This window comes from Candidatus Mycobacterium methanotrophicum, assembly GCF_023515995.1.
Taxonomy (GTDB): Bacteria; Actinomycetota; Actinomycetes; order Mycobacteriales; family Mycobacteriaceae; genus Mycobacterium; species Mycobacterium methanotrophicum.
In genome coordinates this window covers 534,281-552,969 of sequence record NZ_CP097320.1, presented here as the reverse complement: position 1 = coordinate 552,969, position 18,689 = coordinate 534,281, and the positions used below count along the sequence as shown (strand labels likewise).

The following is an 18,689-nucleotide window of genomic DNA, read 5'->3' as shown; positions in this document are numbered from 1 at the left end:
TACGCTAGGGCACCGACATGACCGACCGAACGCACCGAGACACCAGCGGGCGCCGCCTGGCCGACTACCCGCGGCCGTCGGTCGCGGTCGACACCGCGGTGCTCACTCTGGATCCCGATCTGGGGCTTGCGGTCCTGCAGGTGCGCCGGCCCAACGGCAGGGGCTGGGCGCTGCCGGGGACGTTTCTGCACGAAGGTGAGACGCTCGCCGACGCCGTTGACCGTTCGCTACGAGTCAAAGCCAACGTGCGCGGATTACGCCCACGCCAGCTGCATGTGTTCGACGACCCGCACCGCGATGATCGCGGCTGGGTGCTTTCCGTCGCCCACGTCGACGTTGTGCAGGTCGATCGACTGAGCTCGCGCCTGGCTGCGGGAACCAGGCTGATGCCCGTCCGGGCGCCCGGGCGCCTGCCCTACGACCACGCCGACATCATCGCCCGGGCGGTCGATCACCTTCGGTCGTATTACCGCGACAAGCCGGATCCCGACTGGTTGCTCGGTGAGGAATTCACGCTGCGTGAACTTCGCCTGGCCCACGAAGCGGTCGCGGAAGGGACGTTGCAGCGTGACGCATTCCGCCGCGCGATGGAGTCCCAGCTGGTCGCGACCGGGACCATGACCACCGGGACGCGGGGACGTCCCGCGGAGCTCTTCCGGCGATCTGCCACGTATCGCTGATCACGCCGGTAGCACGGATGCGACTATGCTGCAGATGATTTGGACCTCAGCGGCCGACGGCTGCATCTCGTAGGCGTGGACATGGCAGGCGGTGCTGAGCCGATTCCAGGCCAGCGCCGCGTCGTCGGCAGCCTCGCCGGCGGCCAGGGCGCGCAACACAATCAACGTGCTGCGCATGGACGCACAGGACGCTGAGGCGTTCAGGGCCGCGCAACGCTCGTCGACGATCTCTTCGAGCGCCTGCCGGGCCAAGATAGCGGCAAGCCGCGGCGAAAGCCCGCCCGCGACAGAGTAAGTGAGGATGCGCTGCGCTGCCGCCAGCAGCTCGGCGGCGTTCATGCAAGCGCCAGCACTTCCTTGACCGTCCGCTCAAGGTCTCGGGCATCATCGATGTCGACCGGGCTGGCCGCGCCGTGCGCGCCCGCGTTGCCGATCTTCAGGCTACGACGCCGTTCCTGCTTGGAGTCCAGCCAGCCGGTCAGATCCGCAGCAGAGTTGCCATGCACGACCAATGCAAGTCGCGCTCCGGTCTTCTTGGCCGTGGACCAGGCTGTCTCTGAGACATCCCGTGCGACACCAGCCTTCGCCTGTTTGGTGAAATACGCTTGTCTGGCGGCTGATTCCAGTGCCGTTCGGAATAGCGGGGGCACCGCACGTCGTTTGATGTCGTCGGGCAAGCCGTCGTCGTTGATCAGCGCAAAGACATCGTCGACCTGACGGAGTGCCGGATTGATATTGTCGGGTAAAGATATTCGCGATGCCGTCTCGCGCACGACTTCGATGAGCCTGGCGTCGAAGCCGGTCTCCCGGATCACTGATGCCAGACGGTCGTCGTGAGAGAACACGATGACCTGATGGGTGCGGGCGATGTCGCCGAGCGCGTGGACGAACCCATCGATCTTGCTTGGGTCCATCGCTTGGATGGGATCATCGAGGACAACGAAGCGGAAAGGGCTGCCCGGTGCAGTCGCGCGCGGCAGAAACAGCGCCAGCGCCAGAGCGTGCTGTTCGCCCTGGTTCATCACCGGCAGCGCTTTGGTCGGTTCGCCGTCGACCGATCCATCCAATATGGCGTGCCGTCTGTTGGCCGTTCCGGCTAACGTGATGTCGCTCAAATCGACGTTGCTTCCTTGGCGTAGCTGACTCCAGATCGCGCGGGCTCGCGCGGCGATGGGTTCGAGCCGCCGATTGCGGAACATCCCGACTTTGTCGGTCATCCACTTCTTGGCGGCGGTCAATGTCGTGACCGTGTCGTCGAGGGCGCACGCCTGCTGCTCGACCGGAACCCAGGCCGCCAGTTGCGCAGCCAGCGGAGGCCAGGCGCTCTCCCGTTGTGACAGCGCATCTGCGGCCTGCGCGCGCAAAGCCTCCGCGGCGCCCAATGCCTCGACCACGGCCGATTCCAGGTGGTCGGCCATCGCGTGGTCATCGTCGGGAGCCGACGCGGCAGCTGATGACGCGGTTCGCAATCGGGTCGCGACGGCCGAGACATCCTCGAGCGACGGGCTTTCCAAAGCGGCCAGGGCCTTGAGCGCGGGTACCACCTGTTGCTGTGCGTCGTCGGCTCCGGTCGCCAGCGCGAGAAGTTCATCAAGCGATGCAGCCTTCTTGGCGAGCAGGCGGCTCGCGTGCTGCGCTCGCTCGTCGGCGGCGTTTGCGAGCACCTCGCGCAGTGCCTTGCGCTCAGCGTCGGCCCGGTCGCGTACAGATTTGGTCGTCTTCAGTTCGGCGGCAAGCCACTTCTCGGCGTCGGCGAGGACTTCCAGCCCGAGCAACTTGGCCAGCGCGTCATACAGCGCGGCCGGGCCGCCGTCGAAGGGTCGGCCGAGTTCGTCGTAGGACAGCATCGGTCGGTACACCTCCAACGGCCGCGACCAGCCCAGCCCCTCGGTGCCGTCCACCCTTTTTCTGCTGCGCCGTCTGCGTCCACACCGCACGCTGCGGCAATTCCGCACCCGTGGCCCAGTCCATGCCGACGGTGATGGGATCGCCGCCCTCTCTGGTGAATTCGGCGCGGATTTCGCAGGGGCTGGGGTGATGCAGGTTCTGCCACGACTGCTTCCACAGCGTTTCCTTGCGACGCCAGCGGTAGCTGGTACCGGTCAACACCAGCTCCAGGGCTTCGGCGAAACTCGATTTGCCGGAGCCGTCGCGTCCGCTGACCACGGTCAATCCGTGCGCCGGGTACAGCTGAAGCCGCGTCCGCTTGCCCGGAGTCGTCGCGGTGTCCGAGCGCGGCGAGCGCATTGAGCACCACGTCCTTGACGTCGGCGTGCACCAAGGCATCGGCGTCGAGCATTTCCAGAATGTCGTCTTGCACCGACTTCTCGGCCTGATCGATGTGCTCCGGCGCGGGGCTCTCCGGCGGTTCCGTCATGTCTACCATGCCGCGATTGAACAACGTCCGGGCGACAAGGTGTTGAGGATCGGCATCTACGGTCGGTTCCAACGGTGGCAGCCGGGTGATATCAGTGCATATGCTCTGATAGCATTCGCGGGATGAAGCAGCTGTTGCTCCGGGTACCCGAGGAGCTTCACCGACGGTTGGTCGCTCGCGCCAGGCGCGAGGGGCGCAGCCTCAACGCGGTCGCGACCGAGATTCTTGACGCGGCGGCCGATGCCGATAGTGGGGACCGGCGCTCGCAAGTACGCGCCGCGGCTGCCGCCGCGGGCATGCTGCGCACGGTGAACGCTCGGCCGGCCAGTTCAGCGCGACGGCGGCGGATCATCGAGTCGACCCGCGGCCTGGGGTCACAAATCGACCAGTTGCTCGCGCGAGAGCGCGAGCGGCCGTGATCGCGTACCTGGACTCCTCGGTCCTCGCCCGCGCGTACCTTGTCGATGAGGACGGACACCAACAGGCGGCCGCACTGCTCGCCGACCCGGCGATTGCAACCGTCACCGGGACATGGACACGGATCGAGGTTTCGGGCGCACTGGTTCGTGCCGCGCGCGCAGGCCGCGCTGACGAAAAGGGCTTGCTCGCACTGCTGGACGCCGACCTTGCGGGCCCGGTGATTGTGCTCGGCGCGCCGCAGGAGCAGGTCGAGCAGCACGCCCTGGAACTCGTTCGCCGACATGCGCTGCGCGCGATGGACGCCTGGCACCTGGCGGTCGCCGCACTGGTTGTCCCCCCGTTGTTGGAGCCCGGCGAGCCGCGGGCGTTCGCCTCGCGCGACGAGGCGCAACAGAAGGTCGCCGAAGGGCTCGGGTTCATCGCGATCTGATCGGCATCGACTCGGCGGCAGGTGTCGAGGACCGGTCGCTGGTGTCTGCACACTCAGCAACAAACGTTCGAATCGAGTTATCTCGATCGATCGGTCTGGGGTTTCGGTTGAGATCTTGCGCTCGGATCGTCGGGGGACTGGCCCGCAGATTGTGCCCGCATGGATGATCGTTGCCGTGTGGGAGCACCTGCGCCAGGACGGCGAGTTGACTCACCATGAGTTGCTCCACGAGCGGAACGTGAAGCGCTCGGCTTTTGTGTGCGCGTTGCTGGCGCAGTTCCCAGACGTCGTCGTCCGGTCGACTAGGCCGATAGTTCTAGAGCTGATTTCGCGCTGAACTGCGTTCATGCTCACCACGATTCACGTCCATGACGGCGGGAAGCTGATGTCCAGCCGCTCGGTCTGTCTGTACGCTGACCACGTCGGCACACCTGCAGGCTGCACGCGGTAAATGCCGAGCGCCGCGGCCACGACCCGGTCATGCTGCGTCGGCCACTGGATCTCGGATGCGACCTGCTCCAGTATGTCTCGGTCGCGCTCCAGCACCCGGTCGACAATCGACACCGCCGGCAGCGCACCACTCTTGTCACCGTTACAGCGGGCACAGGCCAGCACCAGATTGGCTAGGCCGTCGATGCCGACCAGGGACCAAGGCAGCACGTGATCGACCGGATTGTTCACGGGGAGATGCGTGCCACAATAGAAGCAGTGCGGTCCGAACACCTCCTTGAATGACTCCCGAACGGCAGTCAGCGCCGTGCGCTCACGACCAAAAAGGTGGCCGGCGACATCGGGAACCTTCTCGTAGAGGAACTTGTTCATTCGCCGCACGTCATCGACCCACATGATCTCCAACGCCGGCTTCAGCAGTCCCGCGAGCCGGGCAAGACCATGCGCCACGCCGGGTTTCAGTTCGATCGCGTCGCCGTGTGCGCGCAGTGTCGACCGTGAAACCTGGTCGTGCAGAAAAGAGTCGTCGTACAGAAACGGATCACTCGTCGACGAGCCGGGCAGTTTCTGCAGCCGATGTAGCGGCTGCTGCGCCAGGCACAGCGTGATCTCGTTGATCGCGTTTCGGTATGCAACACTGGCGCGCAGCCTGGCGATGTCTAGCGATGCACCAGTGTGCGTGCCGCCAGCGGCCTCACGTAACGCATTCGTGGCGATCAGGATTCGTGCGCGCGGCTGCGTGGACTGGCGCAGGTCATGCCCGTCGAATGGGCGCACCTGCTGCCAGTAGATCTCCAGCACCCGGTGCGCCAGATCGGGTATCGGCACGCTCAGCACATCGTCGGTTCGCTCGGGCATGTTCTCGATGCAGTGTTCGATCAGTGCCATCAGCGTGGCGAGCTTGTAGGTGGCCGTCCGCAGACCGGTTTCGAGGATTGCCACCACGCGTTGCCCAAGCCACAGGGGTTCTGGTGCATCAACGCCCATGGCTCATCCGCAACGTCCGCGCTGTCGGGTACAACTGCACTACGACATTATTGCGAGGGTGAGGGATGAGCGTGGGCAAACTGGTCCGGGACAAGATTCCCGACATCATTAGAGCCTCTGGACGCACACCGCGCGTGACGACGCCGGCTTCGCGCGAGTTTCAGCTCGCAATTACGGACAAGCTGGACGAAGAGGTCGCCGAACTTGTCGCCGCGCGTACCACGGACGCGGTCATCGAGGAGGCCGCTGACGTCGTCGAAGTGCTTATTGCAATGGCCGGCGAGCGGGGTGCGATTCTCGACAACATCCTGAAAGCCGCACATCGCAAGCGCACGGAGAGGGGAGGGTTCGGTCGACGGCTCTGGCTGGATGGGATCGACCAGTAGTCACTGCCGTAAGCTAAGCCGCAGGCCTGTCGCCCGCACCGCCCGCCGTTCGATCGCGAGTCTCACGGCTGCCTCCGATCCGACCACCCGAACCTTCTCCTTGGCCCGAGTCATCGCGGTATAGAACAACTCCCGGGTCAAAAGCCGCGAATCCTCCGATGGCATCAGCACTGTCACCTCGTCGGCCTGGCTGCCTTGGGATTTGTGGATCGTCATCGCGTGCATGGTCTCGACGTCGGAGAGCCGGCTGGTCGCGAAGTGCAGCGGCCCGCCGGCGCCCGCGATGACCGCCCGAAGGCCCTCGGCTCCCGCCATCACCACACCGGTGTCGCCGTTGTAGACCCGCAACCCGTAGTCGTTGGTCGTCACCAGGAGCGGACGGCCCGGGTACCACTCCGACCACGGCGGCTGGCCCGTGGCTTCGGACAGCCATTTCTCGACCTGCCGGTTCCAGTGCCGCACCCCGTACCGGCCTTCCCGATGTGCGCATAGCAGCCGATGCTCATCCAACGTCGCCAGCGCCACATTGCCGGCCCCCAGCAATGCCGCCTCCCGCAGCCGCAACGCATGCGGCAATAAGATCGGACGCAGCCCATCAGGGGCACCGGCTTCAATGAACTCGATATGTTCGTCGCCCGAGCGCAACAACTCCAGCGCCCGATCCGCGTCGCCAACCCGGATCGCCTCGGCCAGAAGACCGATTGCCTCACCGAACCGGTGCGATGTCCGCAGCGCCGCCACCCGCACGTCGCTGCGCGCTGACAGGCCGTCGACCAAGTCGGCCAGCACGGCACCGGCTTCCACCGACGCCAACTGGTCGGCATCGCCGACCAGAATCAGCCGGGCATCAGGTCGCACCGCCTCCAGCAGCCGCGCCATCAAAGTCAGCGACACCATCGACGTCTCGTCAACCACAATCACGTCGTGCGGCAACCGGTTTCCCCGATTGTGCCGAAACCGTGACGACGAGTCCGGCCGACTGCCCAGCAGCCGATGCAGGGTCATCGCCTGCAGCTCACCGAGCCGGTCCTGATCGGCGGCGTCCAGCTTGGCCACCTCATGCTGCACGGCTTCCTGCAGCCGCGCTGCCGCCTTGCCCGTGGGTGCGGCCAGCGCGATCCGCAGTCGCGACGTCCCCGCCTGCTCAGCGAGCAGGGCCAGCAGCCGCGCAACCGTCGTGGTCTTTCCGGTGCCCGGGCCTCCCGTCAGCACCGTAACCGCCTGCGCCAGTGCGATCTCGGCAGCCTCGCGCTGTTCTTCGAAACCGGTCGGGAAAAGTCGCTCGAAGGCGGGCGCATCGCCTATCGGTCCCGACACCCGCAATGCCAGCAGGTCGTCGCACACCTGCTTTTCCTCGCGCCAGTACCGGTCGAGGTAGAGCAGCCGATCGTCGTAGAGATGCAGCACCGGCGGCTCGCCGAGCAACGCACTGGCCCGCACCGTCGCCAGCCACCCCTCCGGCTCCGGCCACGGGACGTCCTCGACGCCGACCGCAGAGGCAATCGAAGCCAGCTCGATGCACACCGATCCGCTGCGCAGCCCGCGCACCAGGAGCGCCACTGCCAACGCCACCCGCTCGTCAGTCTCCTTGGCGAGAAAGCAGATCCGCTCGGCCACCCGCACATCCGAAACGTCCAGCACGCCCGCCTCGTTGAACGCCTGCAGCAAGCCGCTCACGCCGACGGCTGGCTCCACATCCGTGACGGTCATGCTGCGTGGCTTCCCTCGTCGAGCAGATCCGAGAGCGCCACCACCAGCTCGGCCGGGGGCTGCCAGCTGAACACCCCGCACGGCTGACCGTCGATCACCGGTGTGTCAGCACCGCACATGCCGCGCACGAACAGATACAGCACCCCACCGAGATGCCGTGTCGGGTCGTAATCCGGCACCCGCCACCGCAGAAAGCGATGCAGCACAACGATGTACAACAGCGCCTGCAGCGGATAGTCCGAGTGCAGCATCGCCTCGGCCAACCGCGCCTGGCTGTAGTCGGCGGCATTCTCGCCGAGATAGTTGGTCTTGTAATCCACCACCAGGAAACGGAAGTCAGGCAGCCGCAGCACCACGTCGATCGAGCCCGCCAGATATCCGCGCAGCGACTGGCCGCCCAACCCCGTCGACAAAAGCCGATCGGCATACGGCGCCACCGGGTCATCGGCCGCCACGTAAGCGCGCAGCAACTCACCCACATCGGACACCGACACATTCGGCGCAGCGCCGCGCACATCGCCGCCGGCCAGCGGGATCTCGAAGGCCAATTCCCGCAACCGATCCCGCAGACCGATCTGCCGCAACGTCATGCCGTCCGCCAGCGGACCCAACGACGTCTCATGCATCGGCACCAACGCTGCCGCCAACTCGGTGGCCGTCACGTCCACCGACCACCACCTCAGCTGCCGTGCCGCCTGAGCCTCGAGTTCGGCGGCGAAGTCCGCAGCGCCGGGATCGGCGGTCTCCAGCACCGCGTGCACCAGCGAGCCGAACGTCGCACCCGACGGCATCGCCGCCATCGGTGAGGCAACGTCGCTAACCGGGCTGGGCGAGGTGACGACAACGCCCTCCACCTCGTCGTCGCGCGCGTTGACCTCCGCCTCGCTCTGCACGCCGACCGGTTCTGCGCCGCGTACCAACGCCGAATACGAGGTCCGCCGCCAACTGGTGTCGATGGTGCGGTGAAAGTGCCGCACCTCGAAATCCGCCGCTGGCGGCAACTCTTCGGCAGCGGCGGGGGAGCCGATCACCGATTCCTCCACCGACGGCCCGCCCTCGGCCTGCCACTTTGTGAACAGTGCCCATGCATCTTCGTCGGTGATGGCCGATTCGCATGTGTCGGGCACGTCGGCCTCGCCGATGTCGCGTCCGCGCAACAATCGCGACAGGCCGCCATTGCGCTCATCCCATGACGGCGCCCACCACGCCACCACCTGTGTTTGGGCCCGGGTGAGCGCGACGTAGGTGAGCCGGATGTTGTTGCGGGCCTCTTCGGTCCGGTGCAGCTGCTCGACGTCGCGGCGATCGGGACTGTCCTTGCCGCCGATGTGCAGGCAGCGGGTGTCCTTCTCGTCGTGGTACAGCAGAATGTCGTCCCTGCGGACATTTCGGTTGAATGCGAACGGCAAATACACGACCGGAAACTGCAGACCCTTGGCCACGAACACCGTCATGATCTGCACCGCCGCGGCGTCACTGTCCACGCGGCGGTTGTGCTCAGCCGCGCGGTCGCGGCCGTCGCACTGACGTCGCAGCCAATCACGCAGTGCCGGAAGACCGTACCGTTCCCGATGCGCCGTCTGGTGCAGCAGCTGCGCGATGTGCGCCAGGTCGGTCATCTGCCGCTCGCCGCCCTGCTGGCGCAGCACCCGACGGCCCATGCCGCGCAGCTGGGCGGCCTCGAATACCGCCGCCACCCCGCGCTGCCGGGCCTGGTTTGCCCACTCCCGCAGTGTGGCCGCCACGCGATCGGTGAGCGTGTCACCGTCGGCGGCAAGGGTTTCCGCCGTCTCGCCGAAGAACATCGTGCAGGCGGCGGCGCGGACCAGCCCGCTGCGGTTTGGTGCGTCGAATGCCTCCAGCAAGCACATCCAGTCTTTCGCTGCCTCGGAGCCGAACACATCGGTGTCGCCGGTGTAGATCGCCGGGATACCCGCCGCCGCCAACGCATCGCGGCAGGGCCGCGCATCCTTGTGGTTTTCGACGATCACCGCGATATCCCCGGCGCGAACATGACGGCCGTCATACCTGGCGTCGCTGGCCAGCAGCGCCGCGATGTCGGCCGCCAGGTCGTCGGGAATGTGGCGGCGCAGCGCGTCGATCGGGACGTTGGCGGTGTCTTCAACGGCTCCGTAGCCGAGGGTGGGCCGTTTGACCACGCGCAGCCGAAACGGTGCGTTGCGCGGCGCGTCGGCCAGCCGATGTCCGTCGTAATGGGCGTCGACGTCGTGGACAACGATCTCGGGGTGGCCCAGCGCGGCCCCGCGCAGCACCGTCTGCACACTGTCGACCAGCGCGCGGTCGCCGCGCCAGTTGACACCCAGCGTGTAGCGGGCGTCGGCCGTGCGGGCCGCCGTGAGGTAGGTGTAGATGTCGCCGCCGCGGAAACCGTAGATGGCCTGCTTGGGGTCGCCGATCAGGATCAGTCTCGAATGGCCGGCGAACGCGCACTCCAGCACCCGCCATTGGATCGGGTCGGTGTCTTGAAACTCGTCGACCAGGACGATGCGCCAGCGGGCCCGCATCCGGTCGCGGGCCGGAGAGTCTTGCGCCTCAAGGGCTTTCGCGAGCCGGGTGAGCAGGTCGTCGAAACCCAGGATGCGCAGCCGGCGCTTGCGCTGCTCGAGCTCGTTGAGCACATCGGTGACGAAGCGCAACCGCACTGTGGCCGTGGTGTCCGGCTCGGGATCAAGCGGTCGCAGTTGCGCGCATGGGTCGTTGACGACAGTGCGGGCGAGGGTGAGCGCGTCCTTGTAGGTCAGCACCGGAGCGCTGTCTTGGCGCCCGAACCGCGCAAGGTAAAGGTCGTCGACGATTTCGGTGACTAGGTCATCGAGGCTTTCCTTGAGTTTGGCGTCGGCGGCGGTATCACCTGCAACGCCAAGAGACTTCAGCACCGATCCGCAGAACTCGTGTGTGGTGGCGATGGTCGCCGCGTCGAAATGCGCCAGCGCGTCGCGAAGCCGTGCCCGCCTGCGTGCGCGTTCGTCGCCGCCGGCGCGCACGAGATGCTCGACAAGGTCGCTGCCGGGTGGCACGCGACCGTCCAGGGCGGAAACCGCGTCGAAGATCTGGCTGCGCACGCGTTCACGCAGCTCCCGGCTGGCCGCGCGGTTGAACGTGATCAGCAGCATCTCGTCGAGCGTCGCGTCGGTTTCGGCGAGATATCGGGTGACCAGCCCGGCGAGCGCGAAAGTCTTGCCGGTGCCGGCACTGGCCTCCAGCACGGTGGTGGAGCCCGCTTTGGGCAGCGGCCCCAGCAACTCGAACCGGTCCATCAGCGGGGCTTCCCTTCGGCAATCAGCGCCGGCAGCCACAGCCGGGCGGCCAGCGCGCCGAGCCGGGTGTCCTCCCCCGGCATTTCGAGGCCCGGCGCGACGGGACCGAGCAGAACCTCGAATGGCGCCTTGAATCCCCACACCCTTGCATGCGCGGGTTCGCAGTCTTCGCCCTGGTGAAAGTTGTTGCTTTCCCACTTACTGCGGGCGTATTTCACCGGATCCTTTCCCTTGTGCCGTCTTTCCGCCCACGCATACGACGTTTTGAGCGGCAGCGGCAGCGGCTCGCGGTGCCCGGCGTCGAAAAGCCCGACCAGGTCACGCACAACGGCCAGCGCGTCGGGCGGCTTACCGAATGAGCAGACCTCGATGGCGTCTTTGGGGCCGCGCCCGACGCAGACCGCGCACCAGTCGCGACTAGGATCGCCGGCCGTGAGCGCAACCAATGAGATCCATGCCTGGAGTTTGTGTTTGGCGGCCAGCTTGGAGAAGGTCACCTCGACGAGGCGATCATCGAACACGCGACCCAGGGTGCCGGTCACGCGACGGCCATTACCGACGTCGATGGCGACGTCACGGGCATGTGCGGGCGTCCGCTGATGGCTTTGGGCGATGCTCACGAGTTGGGCGGCTGTTCGGCTGATCGTCTCGGCCATGCGCCAGCCGAGCTTTCCGGGCGGCAGTGTGCCGCGGCGCCATTCGGCGTTCATCGCCACCTTGGGGTCCATGCCGCGCATCATGTCGCGCAGCATCCGGTCGCCGACGGACCACTCGTCGAGCGCGTCGATCTCGACCGGCATCTGGTCTTTGACGGTGTCGAGGTCCCATGGCAGCGTGTAGTCGAGCTGGCGGAAGAAGCCTTTGACCGGGTCTTTGAAGAAGTCGAGCAGATCGGCCAGCGTGACGTCAGTGGCAGGTGGAGCGGGCAGCGGATTGGTGAAAAACCTTGCAGGCTCACAGCGTTTCCCGCTAGCGGACTCGGCGGCGGCCAGGGCGGTGGGGTCGAAGGTGAACGGCTTGCCGGGCACCAGTGCACCGGGTGTCACGTTCTTGACGTCGAACGGCTGCAGCGGGTGCTTCGTCACGATCTCCCCGCGCACTGGCGATTCCGTCGTCTGGTCCAGCGCATCGAGCAGCTCGGCCAGTGGCACCGCGGGCGGACACGGGTGCCCGGTGTGCTCGTCAGCGCCGGTGTACGTGATGACCAGGGTCTCGGTGGCCGCGCCGATCGCGTCGAGCAGCAATTGCCGGTCCTCCGAGCGGATGTCACGCTCACCGGTCATCGGCCCGCGCGCCAGCACGTCGTCGCCGTCGGGAACATTGAGCCGCGGGAACACTCCGTCGTCGAGTCCGACCAGGCAGACGACCCGGTGCGGCACCGAGCGCATCGGCACCATCGTGCACACGGTCAGCGTGCCGGTACGAAAGTTGGCCCGGGTCGGCCGCCCTGCCAGATGACCGGCCAACAGCGAGCGAACGTCGGGCAGCCGCAGCGGCGTCGAAGCCCGCGAACCCGCGTGCGCGAGCACATCGGCGAATTCCCGGCGCACCTGTGCGTGTTGCCAGGCGTCGTCCGAAGCGGCCAGGAGGTCGATTCCGATGCTCAACGACTCCAGCCACTCCGTTAAAGACTTCGTGCCGCTGAGCGTTTCGACGACGCGGTGTAGCCGTTCGACGTGTTCGGCCAGCCGCCCGGCCAGCTCGACCCGGTTGCTGCCGACGTCGTCGAGGGGCAGCGCGGTGCCGAGCCAGGCCTGCGAGTCGTCAGACATCGCCACGCCGGTCAGGATGCGGTCGACGCCGAACCGCCAGGTGTTGTGGACGACGCGTTCGAGCCCGTAGGTCGCGCGGTGCTGCGCGTCGAACCCCCACCGAATGTTCGAGTCGCGTACCCAGCCGGTGATCGCATCGAGATCGTCGTCGCTGAAACCGAACCGGGCGCGCACCGGCGCCCCCTGCGCCAGGTTGAGCACTTGGCTGGCGGTGGCTCTCGTTCCGGCGATCGCGAGCAGTTCGGCGGCCACCCCGAGCAGAGGGTTGGTGTGGGTCAGCGCGCGATCGGCGAGCCTGACTCTCAAGCGGTGTGCCGGGTGGCTGTCGCCCGCGGTCTCACCGAGCCCGAAGCCCGCGACGATCAGCGGCGCGTAGGTCTCGATGTCGGGGCACATCACCACGATGTCGCGCGGCTCCAGCGTCGGGTCGTCTTCGAGCAGGCCGAGCAGCACCTCGCGGAGCACGTCGATCTGGCGGGCCGGGCCGTGACAGGCGTGCACCTGCACGGAGCGGTCGTCGGGCTTGCGCCCGCGGCCCTCGGGTCTGACCGCGTTGGCGGCGATGTCCGCTTGCAGCCAGCCCAGCAGGGTATCGGGTTTGGTTGCCCCGCTTAAGAATTCGTCTGCGGCGCGGCTGGCCGGTAGTGCGCGTTGCAGTTCACGCAGGTCGCGGCCCAGCGTTTCCAGCAGCGGATGCTTGGCCTCCGTCCGGCTGGTGTCGTCGCGTCGAGGCACGGCGCCGTGCGTGTCGTTCAGCGACCGCCACAGGCCGTCGCTGGGATGCGGCAGCCACAAATGCAGGTCGTGGTGGGTGGCCAGGGCGTCGAGCAGCTCCACCTCGGTGCACGCCAGGCGGGTGTGCCCGAACAGCGACACTCGTGCCGGCAGGTCGGTGGGGCCCTCACGCAGCCGGGCGACGGTCTTGTGGTGACGGATATGCGGGGGATCGGCGGGGACGCGCTCGACCAGTGTTCGCCAGAGCTCCGGTTGCCAGGCCAGGTCGGCGTCGAGGCCGGCGGTATTGCCGTCCAGCCAGTCGGCCAGCAGGTGCGGACGCTGGCGCGCATACGACGCGAACAGCCCCGCCAGCCGGCGCGCCACCGAATACCGTCGACCCCGGCGCAGCTCGGCCTCCGCGTCGGTCGGCTCGAAGTGCCCCAAATGCGTTGCCAGCGTTCGACACCACGGCTCATCTAGTGAGGCGTCGATTGTTTCCAGCAGCGGCCACGTCATCGCGTCAGGCGACCATGCGTCGTCGTCGACCGTGCCGGTGATCTCGGCGATCAGCGAGGCCGGGCTGCGGAACGCCACCCCGGCGCACACCCCGTCGCCGCCGTTGGCAGCACCCAGCACATGCGAGAGATGCTGGCTCAGCCACCGCTCGATGCCGCGCGCCGGCACCAGCACCAGTTCCTCGGCGAAGGGGTCGGGCAGCGGGTCGGCCAGCATCGCGCCGAGCCGGTCGGCCAGGAGGTCGGTGCGTTCGGCGCGGTGCAGATGAAGCGGCATAGGGGTGCCACCATAGACCGCTAGACCGACGCCGCGCGGGGGTTCGCCTGTCATACCTTTCTGCCATAGTGAGCGCGTGCCGGCAGAAACCACCTCACCGCGTCTCACACCGAAATTCGTCGAGGCGGTGCGGTACGCGGCGGAGAAGCACGGGAGCCAGATCCGTAAAGCCAGCGATGTCCCCTACCTCGGGCATCTGCTGTCGGTGGCGGGGTTGGTCATCGAGGCCGACGGCACCGAGACGCAGGCCATCGCCGCGTTGCTGCACGACGCCGCCGAAGACCAGGGCGGTGAAGAGACGTTGGCGGAGATCCGCGAGAAGTTCGGCGCCGACGTCGCCCGGATCGTCGCGGAATGCAGCGACACGTTCGAGACGCCGAAACCGGCCTGGCGCCAGCGCAAGGAAAACTACATCCGCCACCTGCCGGACGCATCAGACGGCGCCATCCTGGTATCGCTGGCCGACAAACTCGACAACGCGCGCGCGATCCTGCGTGACTTCCGGGCACACGGCGACGAGCTCTGGCGGCGGTTCAGCGTTCAGGACCCGCAATTGCACCTGTGGTACTACCGGTCGCTATTCGAGGTATACGACCAGCGGGTCGACAACTGGATGGTCGACGAGCTTCGGGATGTGATCGGCGCGCTGGAGCAAGCGGTCAGCCAATCGAGGTAGAGTGCCACTTGGCGTTAGCTGCGTTAGTTGCGTATCCTTCGTAACAAGGAGCAATGTCATGACTGGGTTTTTTGTAGTGGAACCGGTCGCGGTCGATGAGCAGGGTCGTCGCGTCCCGGACGATCTTCCGGTGGAGACACCCGCACGCGACAAGCTCGAGAACGCCCTCCGCGCGTCGGGCTACGCCATCATCTCGGTCGATGCCGACGCGGCCGCACCCGCCAGTCGTACCGGCACGACGCAATTGCGTGCTGCCGTAAAGGCGTTGGTGAATGAGGCAGACGACTCGGAGCTCGACCGATTAGAGGCTGCGGCAACCGCTGAGTCACCCGATGATCTCGACGAGCGGTTCTGGGGCCCCGGCCCCGATTCGGTGACTGCAGCGAAAGCTGTTTTCGCCGACTTGAGTGACCAGTTCGCGCAGCGACAGCAATTGGCGGCCAACGGCATCAGCAGAGACGACGCAGCGAAGCTTCTCGGCATCACCGCACAAAGCGTCACTGCCAAGCTGGCTTCCCGGAAGCTTGTCGGCATCAAATCAGGTCGCGAATGGCGGCTTCCCACTTGGCAATTCGATCCTGACGTTCCCACCTGCGTGCTACCCGATCTGGACGCACTGCAAGCGGTATTCCCCGGCGGGCCGGTAAGCCTGTCGTCGTGGATGCTGAGGAGTCAGCCGGAGTTCGAAGGGCGCACCGCTCGCGAGGAGATGATCCTTCACGGCAGTGCACCGGTCATCGAACTCGCACGGGTACTGACCGCCACCGGATGGTAAAAAAGCTCGACCATCCGACGCGCCCGCTGCCGAAGGCGCCGTTCGTGTGGTGGTGGGAGCCGCGGCCGGAGGCAACCCGCTGGCGCTGGTGCCGCGTCTACCACCAAAGCAAGCACGCACCCGATGGGGCTACTTTCCGGGGATATGGGCCGCTTTCGCGACTCGACCACCATCAGCCGGCCGACCCACCGGTCGTTGCCCCGAGCAGTCGGCGAATCCTCTACGTCGGTGAAGATCTCGCAACCTCGGCCAGCGAGGCATTCGGCGAGAGCGGCAACGCGCGGCTTTGTCCTCGCTATAGGGTCTCAATCCTCGCACCGACACGGCGTCTCGCGATGTTTGACCTCGCGCGAAGCGGGTCAGCCATGGCGATCGGTGCCCTGCCGTCGCTTGCCGACGGAAGCGAGCCCCGACCGTTGACGCAGGAGTGGGCGCGCGCCATCTATGAAGATCAGCCGGCGGGACCGGAAGCCACCGGAATTCGCTACCGGACCGGCTACAACTTCGGTTACTCACTCGCACTATGGGATTGCGATGACGGCGTCGAAATCGTCCGCGACGTCCGCGGACATCGCCAAGACATGGCGCTCACCGACCCGCGCGTCCTGCTTCGTTTGCAAGTGCAAATGAGGAAGCGCCTGATCACCGTCACCACGGTGTCCTCGGATGAGTGCACCGAGTGCAAGAAGCCGACCTGAGTGTCGCACGCCTGCCGCTCCCGTGCGGTGGCAGCATGGTGGAGCTGAAAAGTCGCTCTGAGGCGGGCATTTCGCATAGTGGTTCGGCAGCGTGACGGGTGTGACAGATGCGACGCGCCAATGCGGAGGCTGCTCGCCTCACCCAATCGGAGAGGTCGGCCTTGTTCAAAACCCAAGCATCAGTTGGTCGCCGAGAGCATCGTCGTCGACTGTTGCAGGAACGACGGATTCGTGGAGAAGTTCGTCAAGGCGGGTTACATCGGCCAGCTCATCGGCACCCTGCTTAACGAGCGCGCAGTTCCCGGCGCCGCTGCCCCGCCCAGTCCATGATGCAACGCGGCCATACTGATTCTTGAGTGCCTCAGTCGCACCCGCCCATGCACCGCCACTCTCGTTATCAGTGGCTACGACGACTGTGCAGCGGGCCAGTCCGTAAATAATCTTGTTGCGCCCCATCGCGTTTCCGATTGAGAACGGCGCGGCGGGCGCGTAGGGCGTCATCAGACAGATCTGACCATTGGCCACACCGCGTCGGGTGCCTGGGCGCGAAACGGCCGGCTCGGGGGAGTCCGCGAGGACACCAACGACCTGCCCGCCCACCTCAAACGCAGCGTTCATCGCGTCCTGGTCGACACCACGTGCTGCCCCGGAAACCACGGGTAGCCTCGCCTTCACCGCCGTCCGGGCGATCTCACGTGCGACCTGGGAGCCTTCCTCGCAGATGTCCCGGGAGCCGACCACACCCACACCATCTGTGTCCAGCAGCGAGGCGTCGCCCACACCGTGGAGCACAACGGGTGCGGCAGGACCCAGTCGGGCGCGCAGCCGCTCAGGGTAGTGATGACCGACGCCGGTGATGGTCCAGATCCCGGAGTGGTCCAGCTTCTCGAGAGCGACTGCGATACCGGCAGCGCGGTCGGACAGCCGGGCAATGCGCTCGGCGTCCTCGCCCGAGATCGCCAGCGTGGACGCCAGCTGAATCGCCGTCATTCCCTGCAGCGCTGATGGCTCAACACTTCGGCGCAGCACCCAAAACTCTCCAGAGGACAAGGGCTTAACCGCCGACTCGACCAAGCGGCTGGTCAGCGCCAGCGCAGCCAAGTCCTGTTCGTCAAGCATCGTCATCCCTTTGTCTTGCCCACGGTAAACGGATAAACCGGGCCGCTACCCGCTGCCAGTAACAGGTCACCCAACACCGTTATTGTCCACCTTGAGTCCGCCACATCGTCGACAAGCAACGCCGGGCCTGTCGGCACGTTTCCGCGGATCGCGAACACCCCGTCGACGTTGCGGAGTTGTTGGGCGCTGTTTTCCATCAACTTCTGGGGAGCATTCTTCCGCACCTTAACGAGGCAGTCGGACAACGGCACTTGGAGTAGCCGCGCAAGGCGGCCCGCGAAGTTCGGGACCAGCGTGCGAGCGGGATCGAGGCTGGGCACATACACAAGCGTGCCGTCGAATCCAGGCATCCAATCCTGGACGAGCGTGCCCGCGGCCTCGACAAGCTCGTCGCTCAGGAGTCCGCCGCTGCGTTTCGCTTCAAGCAGTTGGTCGCCCCAGCCCGGGTCGGTGAGGTAGCACAACGCTCGGCCCGGCTCGACAAGATTCGCAATCGTCCCGGACCGGTGCCCCACCCATCTCTTGCGAGGCTCGATGGTGATCGACCGCCCCCTGATGAAGGTGAGGGCCTGAGCTATCAGGTTCGGACCCGCCTTTCCGTCATGGCGATAGCCCGTGCAGTTGTCGCACCGGCCGCAGGCGCTGGCATCGGACTGTGTCAGCGACGGTGAGGCAGTAGACGATGCCCGAACCGCTCAGGCGCGGGATCCACTGAGCGAGCCACGCCAGCCGCTCTACGACTGTGGGGATCCTGACGGCAGACAGTGACAAGCTCTCGCGATCGAGGCCGCCGCGGATGACCTTGAGTTCGGCGCCGAGTTGGTGGCGGATATCTTCGACCACACGGTCATTGGCGGTTGCCGTCGTGCAGAGCACAGGTACTCCCGACGGCATGCGCTCGAGCACTCGGACAAGACGGCGGTAGTCCGGGCGGAAATCGTGACCCCAGTCGCTGATGCAGTGCGCCTCGTCGATCACCAGAAGGCCGGCGTTGCGAGTGAGCGGCTCGAGGAGCCGGTCTCTGAAGTCGGCGTTGTTGAATCGTTCCGGGGACACCAGCAGGAGATCGACCTTCCCGCCGAGCAGATCCTCTTCGGTTTGTTCCCAATCGTCCTTGTTGCTGCTGTTGATCGTTCCCGCGTGCAGGCGCAACCGGGACGCCGCCTCGATCTGGTCGCGCATGAGCGCCAACAGCGGCGAGACGATGATTGTGGTCCCCGCACCCCTGTCCCGCAGCATGCGGGTGGCGACGAAGTAGACCGCGCTCTCGCCCCAACCGGTGCGTTGCACGACCAGAAGGCGACTGCGCTGTGCAACCAACGCCTCGATAGCTTCAAGCTGGCCCTCGCGGAACCGCGCTGAAGGGCCCAGCGCCCGCCGGAGGACCGCCAGCGCAGCATCCTCGAAACCCGTGGTCAACGC

At 66.4% G+C, this 18,689-nt stretch carries 19 protein-coding genes; 9 read left to right on the top strand and 10 right to left on the bottom strand.

From position 1 onward, the window contains the following. Nucleotides 1-17 precede the first annotated feature (17 nt). On the top strand, nt 18-680 hold the full coding sequence (locus tag M5I08_RS02980) for an NUDIX hydrolase (RefSeq protein WP_219068333.1): 663 nt from the start codon (nt 18-20) through the stop codon (nt 678-680). On the opposite strand, the gene M5I08_RS02975 is transcribed toward M5I08_RS02980, so the two are convergent. The 3 genes from M5I08_RS02975 to M5I08_RS02965 are packed head-to-tail and all read right to left on the bottom strand — an operon-like array spanning nt 681 to nt 2,927. Beyond that, nucleotides 681-1,019, bottom strand: coding sequence for a hypothetical protein (locus M5I08_RS02975; protein ID WP_219068334.1), 339 nt, complete (start codon nt 1,017-1,019; stop codon nt 681-683). It lies immediately after the preceding gene. After that, on the bottom strand, nt 1,016-2,527 hold the full coding sequence (locus tag M5I08_RS02970) for a P-loop NTPase family protein (protein ID WP_249763091.1): 1,512 nt from the start codon (nt 2,525-2,527) through the stop codon (nt 1,016-1,018). Before M5I08_RS02970 ends, M5I08_RS02975 begins: the two co-directional genes overlap by 4 nt. After that, a complete protein-coding gene (locus tag M5I08_RS02965) occupies nt 2,469-2,927 on the bottom strand; it encodes an AAA family ATPase (RefSeq protein ID WP_249763090.1) in 459 nt (152 codons plus the stop codon). Before M5I08_RS02965 ends, M5I08_RS02970 begins: the two co-directional genes overlap by 59 nt. Here M5I08_RS02965 and M5I08_RS02960 point away from each other — a divergent pair. From M5I08_RS02960 to M5I08_RS02945, 4 genes are all read left to right on the top strand, one after another. Next, nucleotides 2,905-3,183, top strand: coding sequence for a hypothetical protein (locus M5I08_RS02960; protein WP_249763089.1), 279 nt, complete (start codon nt 2,905-2,907; stop codon nt 3,181-3,183). The two genes, M5I08_RS02965 and M5I08_RS02960, sit on opposite strands and share 23 nt — an antisense overlap. After that, entirely contained in the window at nt 3,180-3,476 is a 297-nt protein-coding gene (locus M5I08_RS02955) for a FitA-like ribbon-helix-helix domain-containing protein (protein ID WP_219068335.1), read from the top strand. Before M5I08_RS02960 ends, M5I08_RS02955 begins: the two co-directional genes overlap by 4 nt. Beyond that, nucleotides 3,473-3,907 (top strand): type II toxin-antitoxin system VapC family toxin, encoded by a 435-nt coding sequence (locus tag M5I08_RS02950; protein WP_219068336.1) that lies wholly within the window; start codon nt 3,473-3,475, stop codon nt 3,905-3,907. Before M5I08_RS02955 ends, M5I08_RS02950 begins: the two co-directional genes overlap by 4 nt. A 163-nt stretch (nt 3,908-4,070) precedes the next feature. Continuing rightward, nucleotides 4,071-4,244, top strand: coding sequence for a hypothetical protein (locus M5I08_RS02945; RefSeq protein ID WP_219068337.1), 174 nt, complete (start codon nt 4,071-4,073; stop codon nt 4,242-4,244). Between the two features lie 23 nt (nt 4,245-4,267). Here M5I08_RS02945 and M5I08_RS02940 read toward each other — a convergent pair whose 3' ends face one another. Then, the gene (locus tag M5I08_RS02940) at nt 4,268-5,344 is read right to left on the bottom strand and encodes an HNH endonuclease (RefSeq protein ID WP_219068338.1); all 1,077 of its coding nucleotides are present in this window, start codon (nt 5,342-5,344) and stop codon (nt 4,268-4,270) included. Between the two features lie 65 nt (nt 5,345-5,409). Here M5I08_RS02940 and M5I08_RS02935 point away from each other — a divergent pair, with 65 nt between their 5' ends. Then, the gene (locus tag M5I08_RS02935; RefSeq protein ID WP_307728235.1) at nt 5,410-5,730 is read left to right on the top strand and encodes a nucleoside triphosphate pyrophosphohydrolase; all 321 of its coding nucleotides are present in this window, start codon (nt 5,410-5,412) and stop codon (nt 5,728-5,730) included. Here the strand turns inward: M5I08_RS02935 and recD are convergent, their stop codons facing one another. Genes recD through recC form a run of 3 tightly spaced genes read right to left on the bottom strand, consistent with a single transcriptional unit; the run spans nt 5,731 to nt 13,999 of the window. Beyond that, the gene (gene recD / locus M5I08_RS02930; RefSeq protein ID WP_219068339.1) at nt 5,731-7,440 is read right to left on the bottom strand and encodes an exodeoxyribonuclease V subunit alpha; all 1,710 of its coding nucleotides are present in this window, start codon (nt 7,438-7,440) and stop codon (nt 5,731-5,733) included. After that, nucleotides 7,437-10,718 (bottom strand): exodeoxyribonuclease V subunit beta, encoded by a 3,282-nt coding sequence (gene recB / locus M5I08_RS02925; RefSeq protein WP_219068340.1) that lies wholly within the window; start codon nt 10,716-10,718, stop codon nt 7,437-7,439. Before recB ends, recD begins: the two co-directional genes overlap by 4 nt. Continuing rightward, nucleotides 10,718-13,999, bottom strand: coding sequence for an exodeoxyribonuclease V subunit gamma (recC, locus tag M5I08_RS02920; protein WP_219068361.1), 3,282 nt, complete (start codon nt 13,997-13,999; stop codon nt 10,718-10,720). Before recC ends, recB begins: the two co-directional genes overlap by 1 nt. A gap of 76 nt (nt 14,000-14,075) precedes the next feature. Between recC and M5I08_RS02915 the strand changes: the two genes are divergently transcribed. The 3 genes from M5I08_RS02915 to M5I08_RS02905 are packed head-to-tail and all read left to right on the top strand — an operon-like array spanning nt 14,076 to nt 16,148. Next, entirely contained in the window at nt 14,076-14,675 is a 600-nt protein-coding gene (locus M5I08_RS02915; RefSeq protein WP_219068341.1) for an HD domain-containing protein, read from the top strand. A gap of 58 nt (nt 14,676-14,733) precedes the next feature. After that, the gene (locus M5I08_RS02910) at nt 14,734-15,450 is read left to right on the top strand and encodes a helix-turn-helix domain-containing protein (protein WP_219068342.1); all 717 of its coding nucleotides are present in this window, start codon (nt 14,734-14,736) and stop codon (nt 15,448-15,450) included. Next, entirely contained in the window at nt 15,444-16,148 is a 705-nt protein-coding gene (locus tag M5I08_RS02905; RefSeq protein ID WP_219068343.1) for an RES domain-containing protein, read from the top strand. The genes M5I08_RS02910 and M5I08_RS02905 overlap by 7 nt, the downstream gene beginning before the upstream one ends. A gap of 165 nt (nt 16,149-16,313) precedes the next feature. Here M5I08_RS02905 and M5I08_RS02900 read toward each other — a convergent pair whose 3' ends face one another. From M5I08_RS02900 to M5I08_RS02890, 3 genes are all read right to left on the bottom strand, one after another. After that, nucleotides 16,314-17,273 carry a DNA-processing protein DprA gene (locus M5I08_RS02900; protein WP_249763088.1) on the bottom strand — a complete coding sequence of 320 codons (960 nt, stop codon included), beginning with the start codon at nt 17,271-17,273 and terminating at the stop codon, nt 16,314-16,316. Beyond that, complete coding sequence (locus M5I08_RS02895; RefSeq protein WP_219068345.1) at nt 17,270-17,782, bottom strand: hypothetical protein; 513 nt, start codon at nt 17,780-17,782, stop codon at nt 17,270-17,272. Before M5I08_RS02895 ends, M5I08_RS02900 begins: the two co-directional genes overlap by 4 nt. A gap of 85 nt (nt 17,783-17,867) precedes the next feature. Next, nucleotides 17,868-18,686 carry a DEAD/DEAH box helicase gene (locus tag M5I08_RS02890; protein ID WP_219068346.1) on the bottom strand — a complete coding sequence of 273 codons (819 nt, stop codon included), beginning with the start codon at nt 18,684-18,686 and terminating at the stop codon, nt 17,868-17,870. Nucleotides 18,687-18,689: the final 3 nt, after the last annotated feature.

Coding starts and splice junctions, on each gene's coding strand:
- M5I08_RS02980 (WP_219068333.1), top strand. CDS start 18: ATGACCGACCGAACGCACCGAGACACCAGCGGGCGCCGCCTGGCCGAC.
- M5I08_RS02975 (WP_219068334.1), bottom strand. CDS start 1,019: ATGAACGCCGCCGAGCTGCTGGCGGCAGCGCAGCGCATCCTCACTTAC.
- M5I08_RS02970 (WP_249763091.1), bottom strand. CDS start 2,527: ATGCTGTCCTACGACGAACTCGGCCGACCCTTCGACGGCGGCCCGGCC.
- M5I08_RS02965 (WP_249763090.1), bottom strand. CDS start 2,927: ATGCGCTCGCCGCGCTCGGACACCGCGACGACTCCGGGCAAGCGGACG.
- M5I08_RS02955 (WP_219068335.1), top strand. CDS start 3,180: ATGAAGCAGCTGTTGCTCCGGGTACCCGAGGAGCTTCACCGACGGTTG.
- M5I08_RS02945 (WP_219068337.1), top strand. CDS start 4,071: ATGATCGTTGCCGTGTGGGAGCACCTGCGCCAGGACGGCGAGTTGACT.
- M5I08_RS02940 (WP_219068338.1), bottom strand. CDS start 5,344: ATGGGCGTTGATGCACCAGAACCCCTGTGGCTTGGGCAACGCGTGGTG.
- M5I08_RS02935 (WP_307728235.1), top strand. CDS start 5,410: ATGAGCGTGGGCAAACTGGTCCGGGACAAGATTCCCGACATCATTAGA.
- recD (WP_219068339.1), bottom strand. CDS start 7,440: ATGACCGTCACGGATGTGGAGCCAGCCGTCGGCGTGAGCGGCTTGCTG.
- recB (WP_219068340.1), bottom strand. CDS start 10,718: ATGGACCGGTTCGAGTTGCTGGGGCCGCTGCCCAAAGCGGGCTCCACC.
- recC (WP_219068361.1), bottom strand. CDS start 13,999: ATGCCGCTTCATCTGCACCGCGCCGAACGCACCGACCTCCTGGCCGAC.
- M5I08_RS02910 (WP_219068342.1), top strand. CDS start 14,734: ATGACTGGGTTTTTTGTAGTGGAACCGGTCGCGGTCGATGAGCAGGGT.
- M5I08_RS02905 (WP_219068343.1), top strand. CDS start 15,444: ATGGTAAAAAAGCTCGACCATCCGACGCGCCCGCTGCCGAAGGCGCCG.
- M5I08_RS02900 (WP_249763088.1), bottom strand. CDS start 17,273: ATGACGATGCTTGACGAACAGGACTTGGCTGCGCTGGCGCTGACCAGC.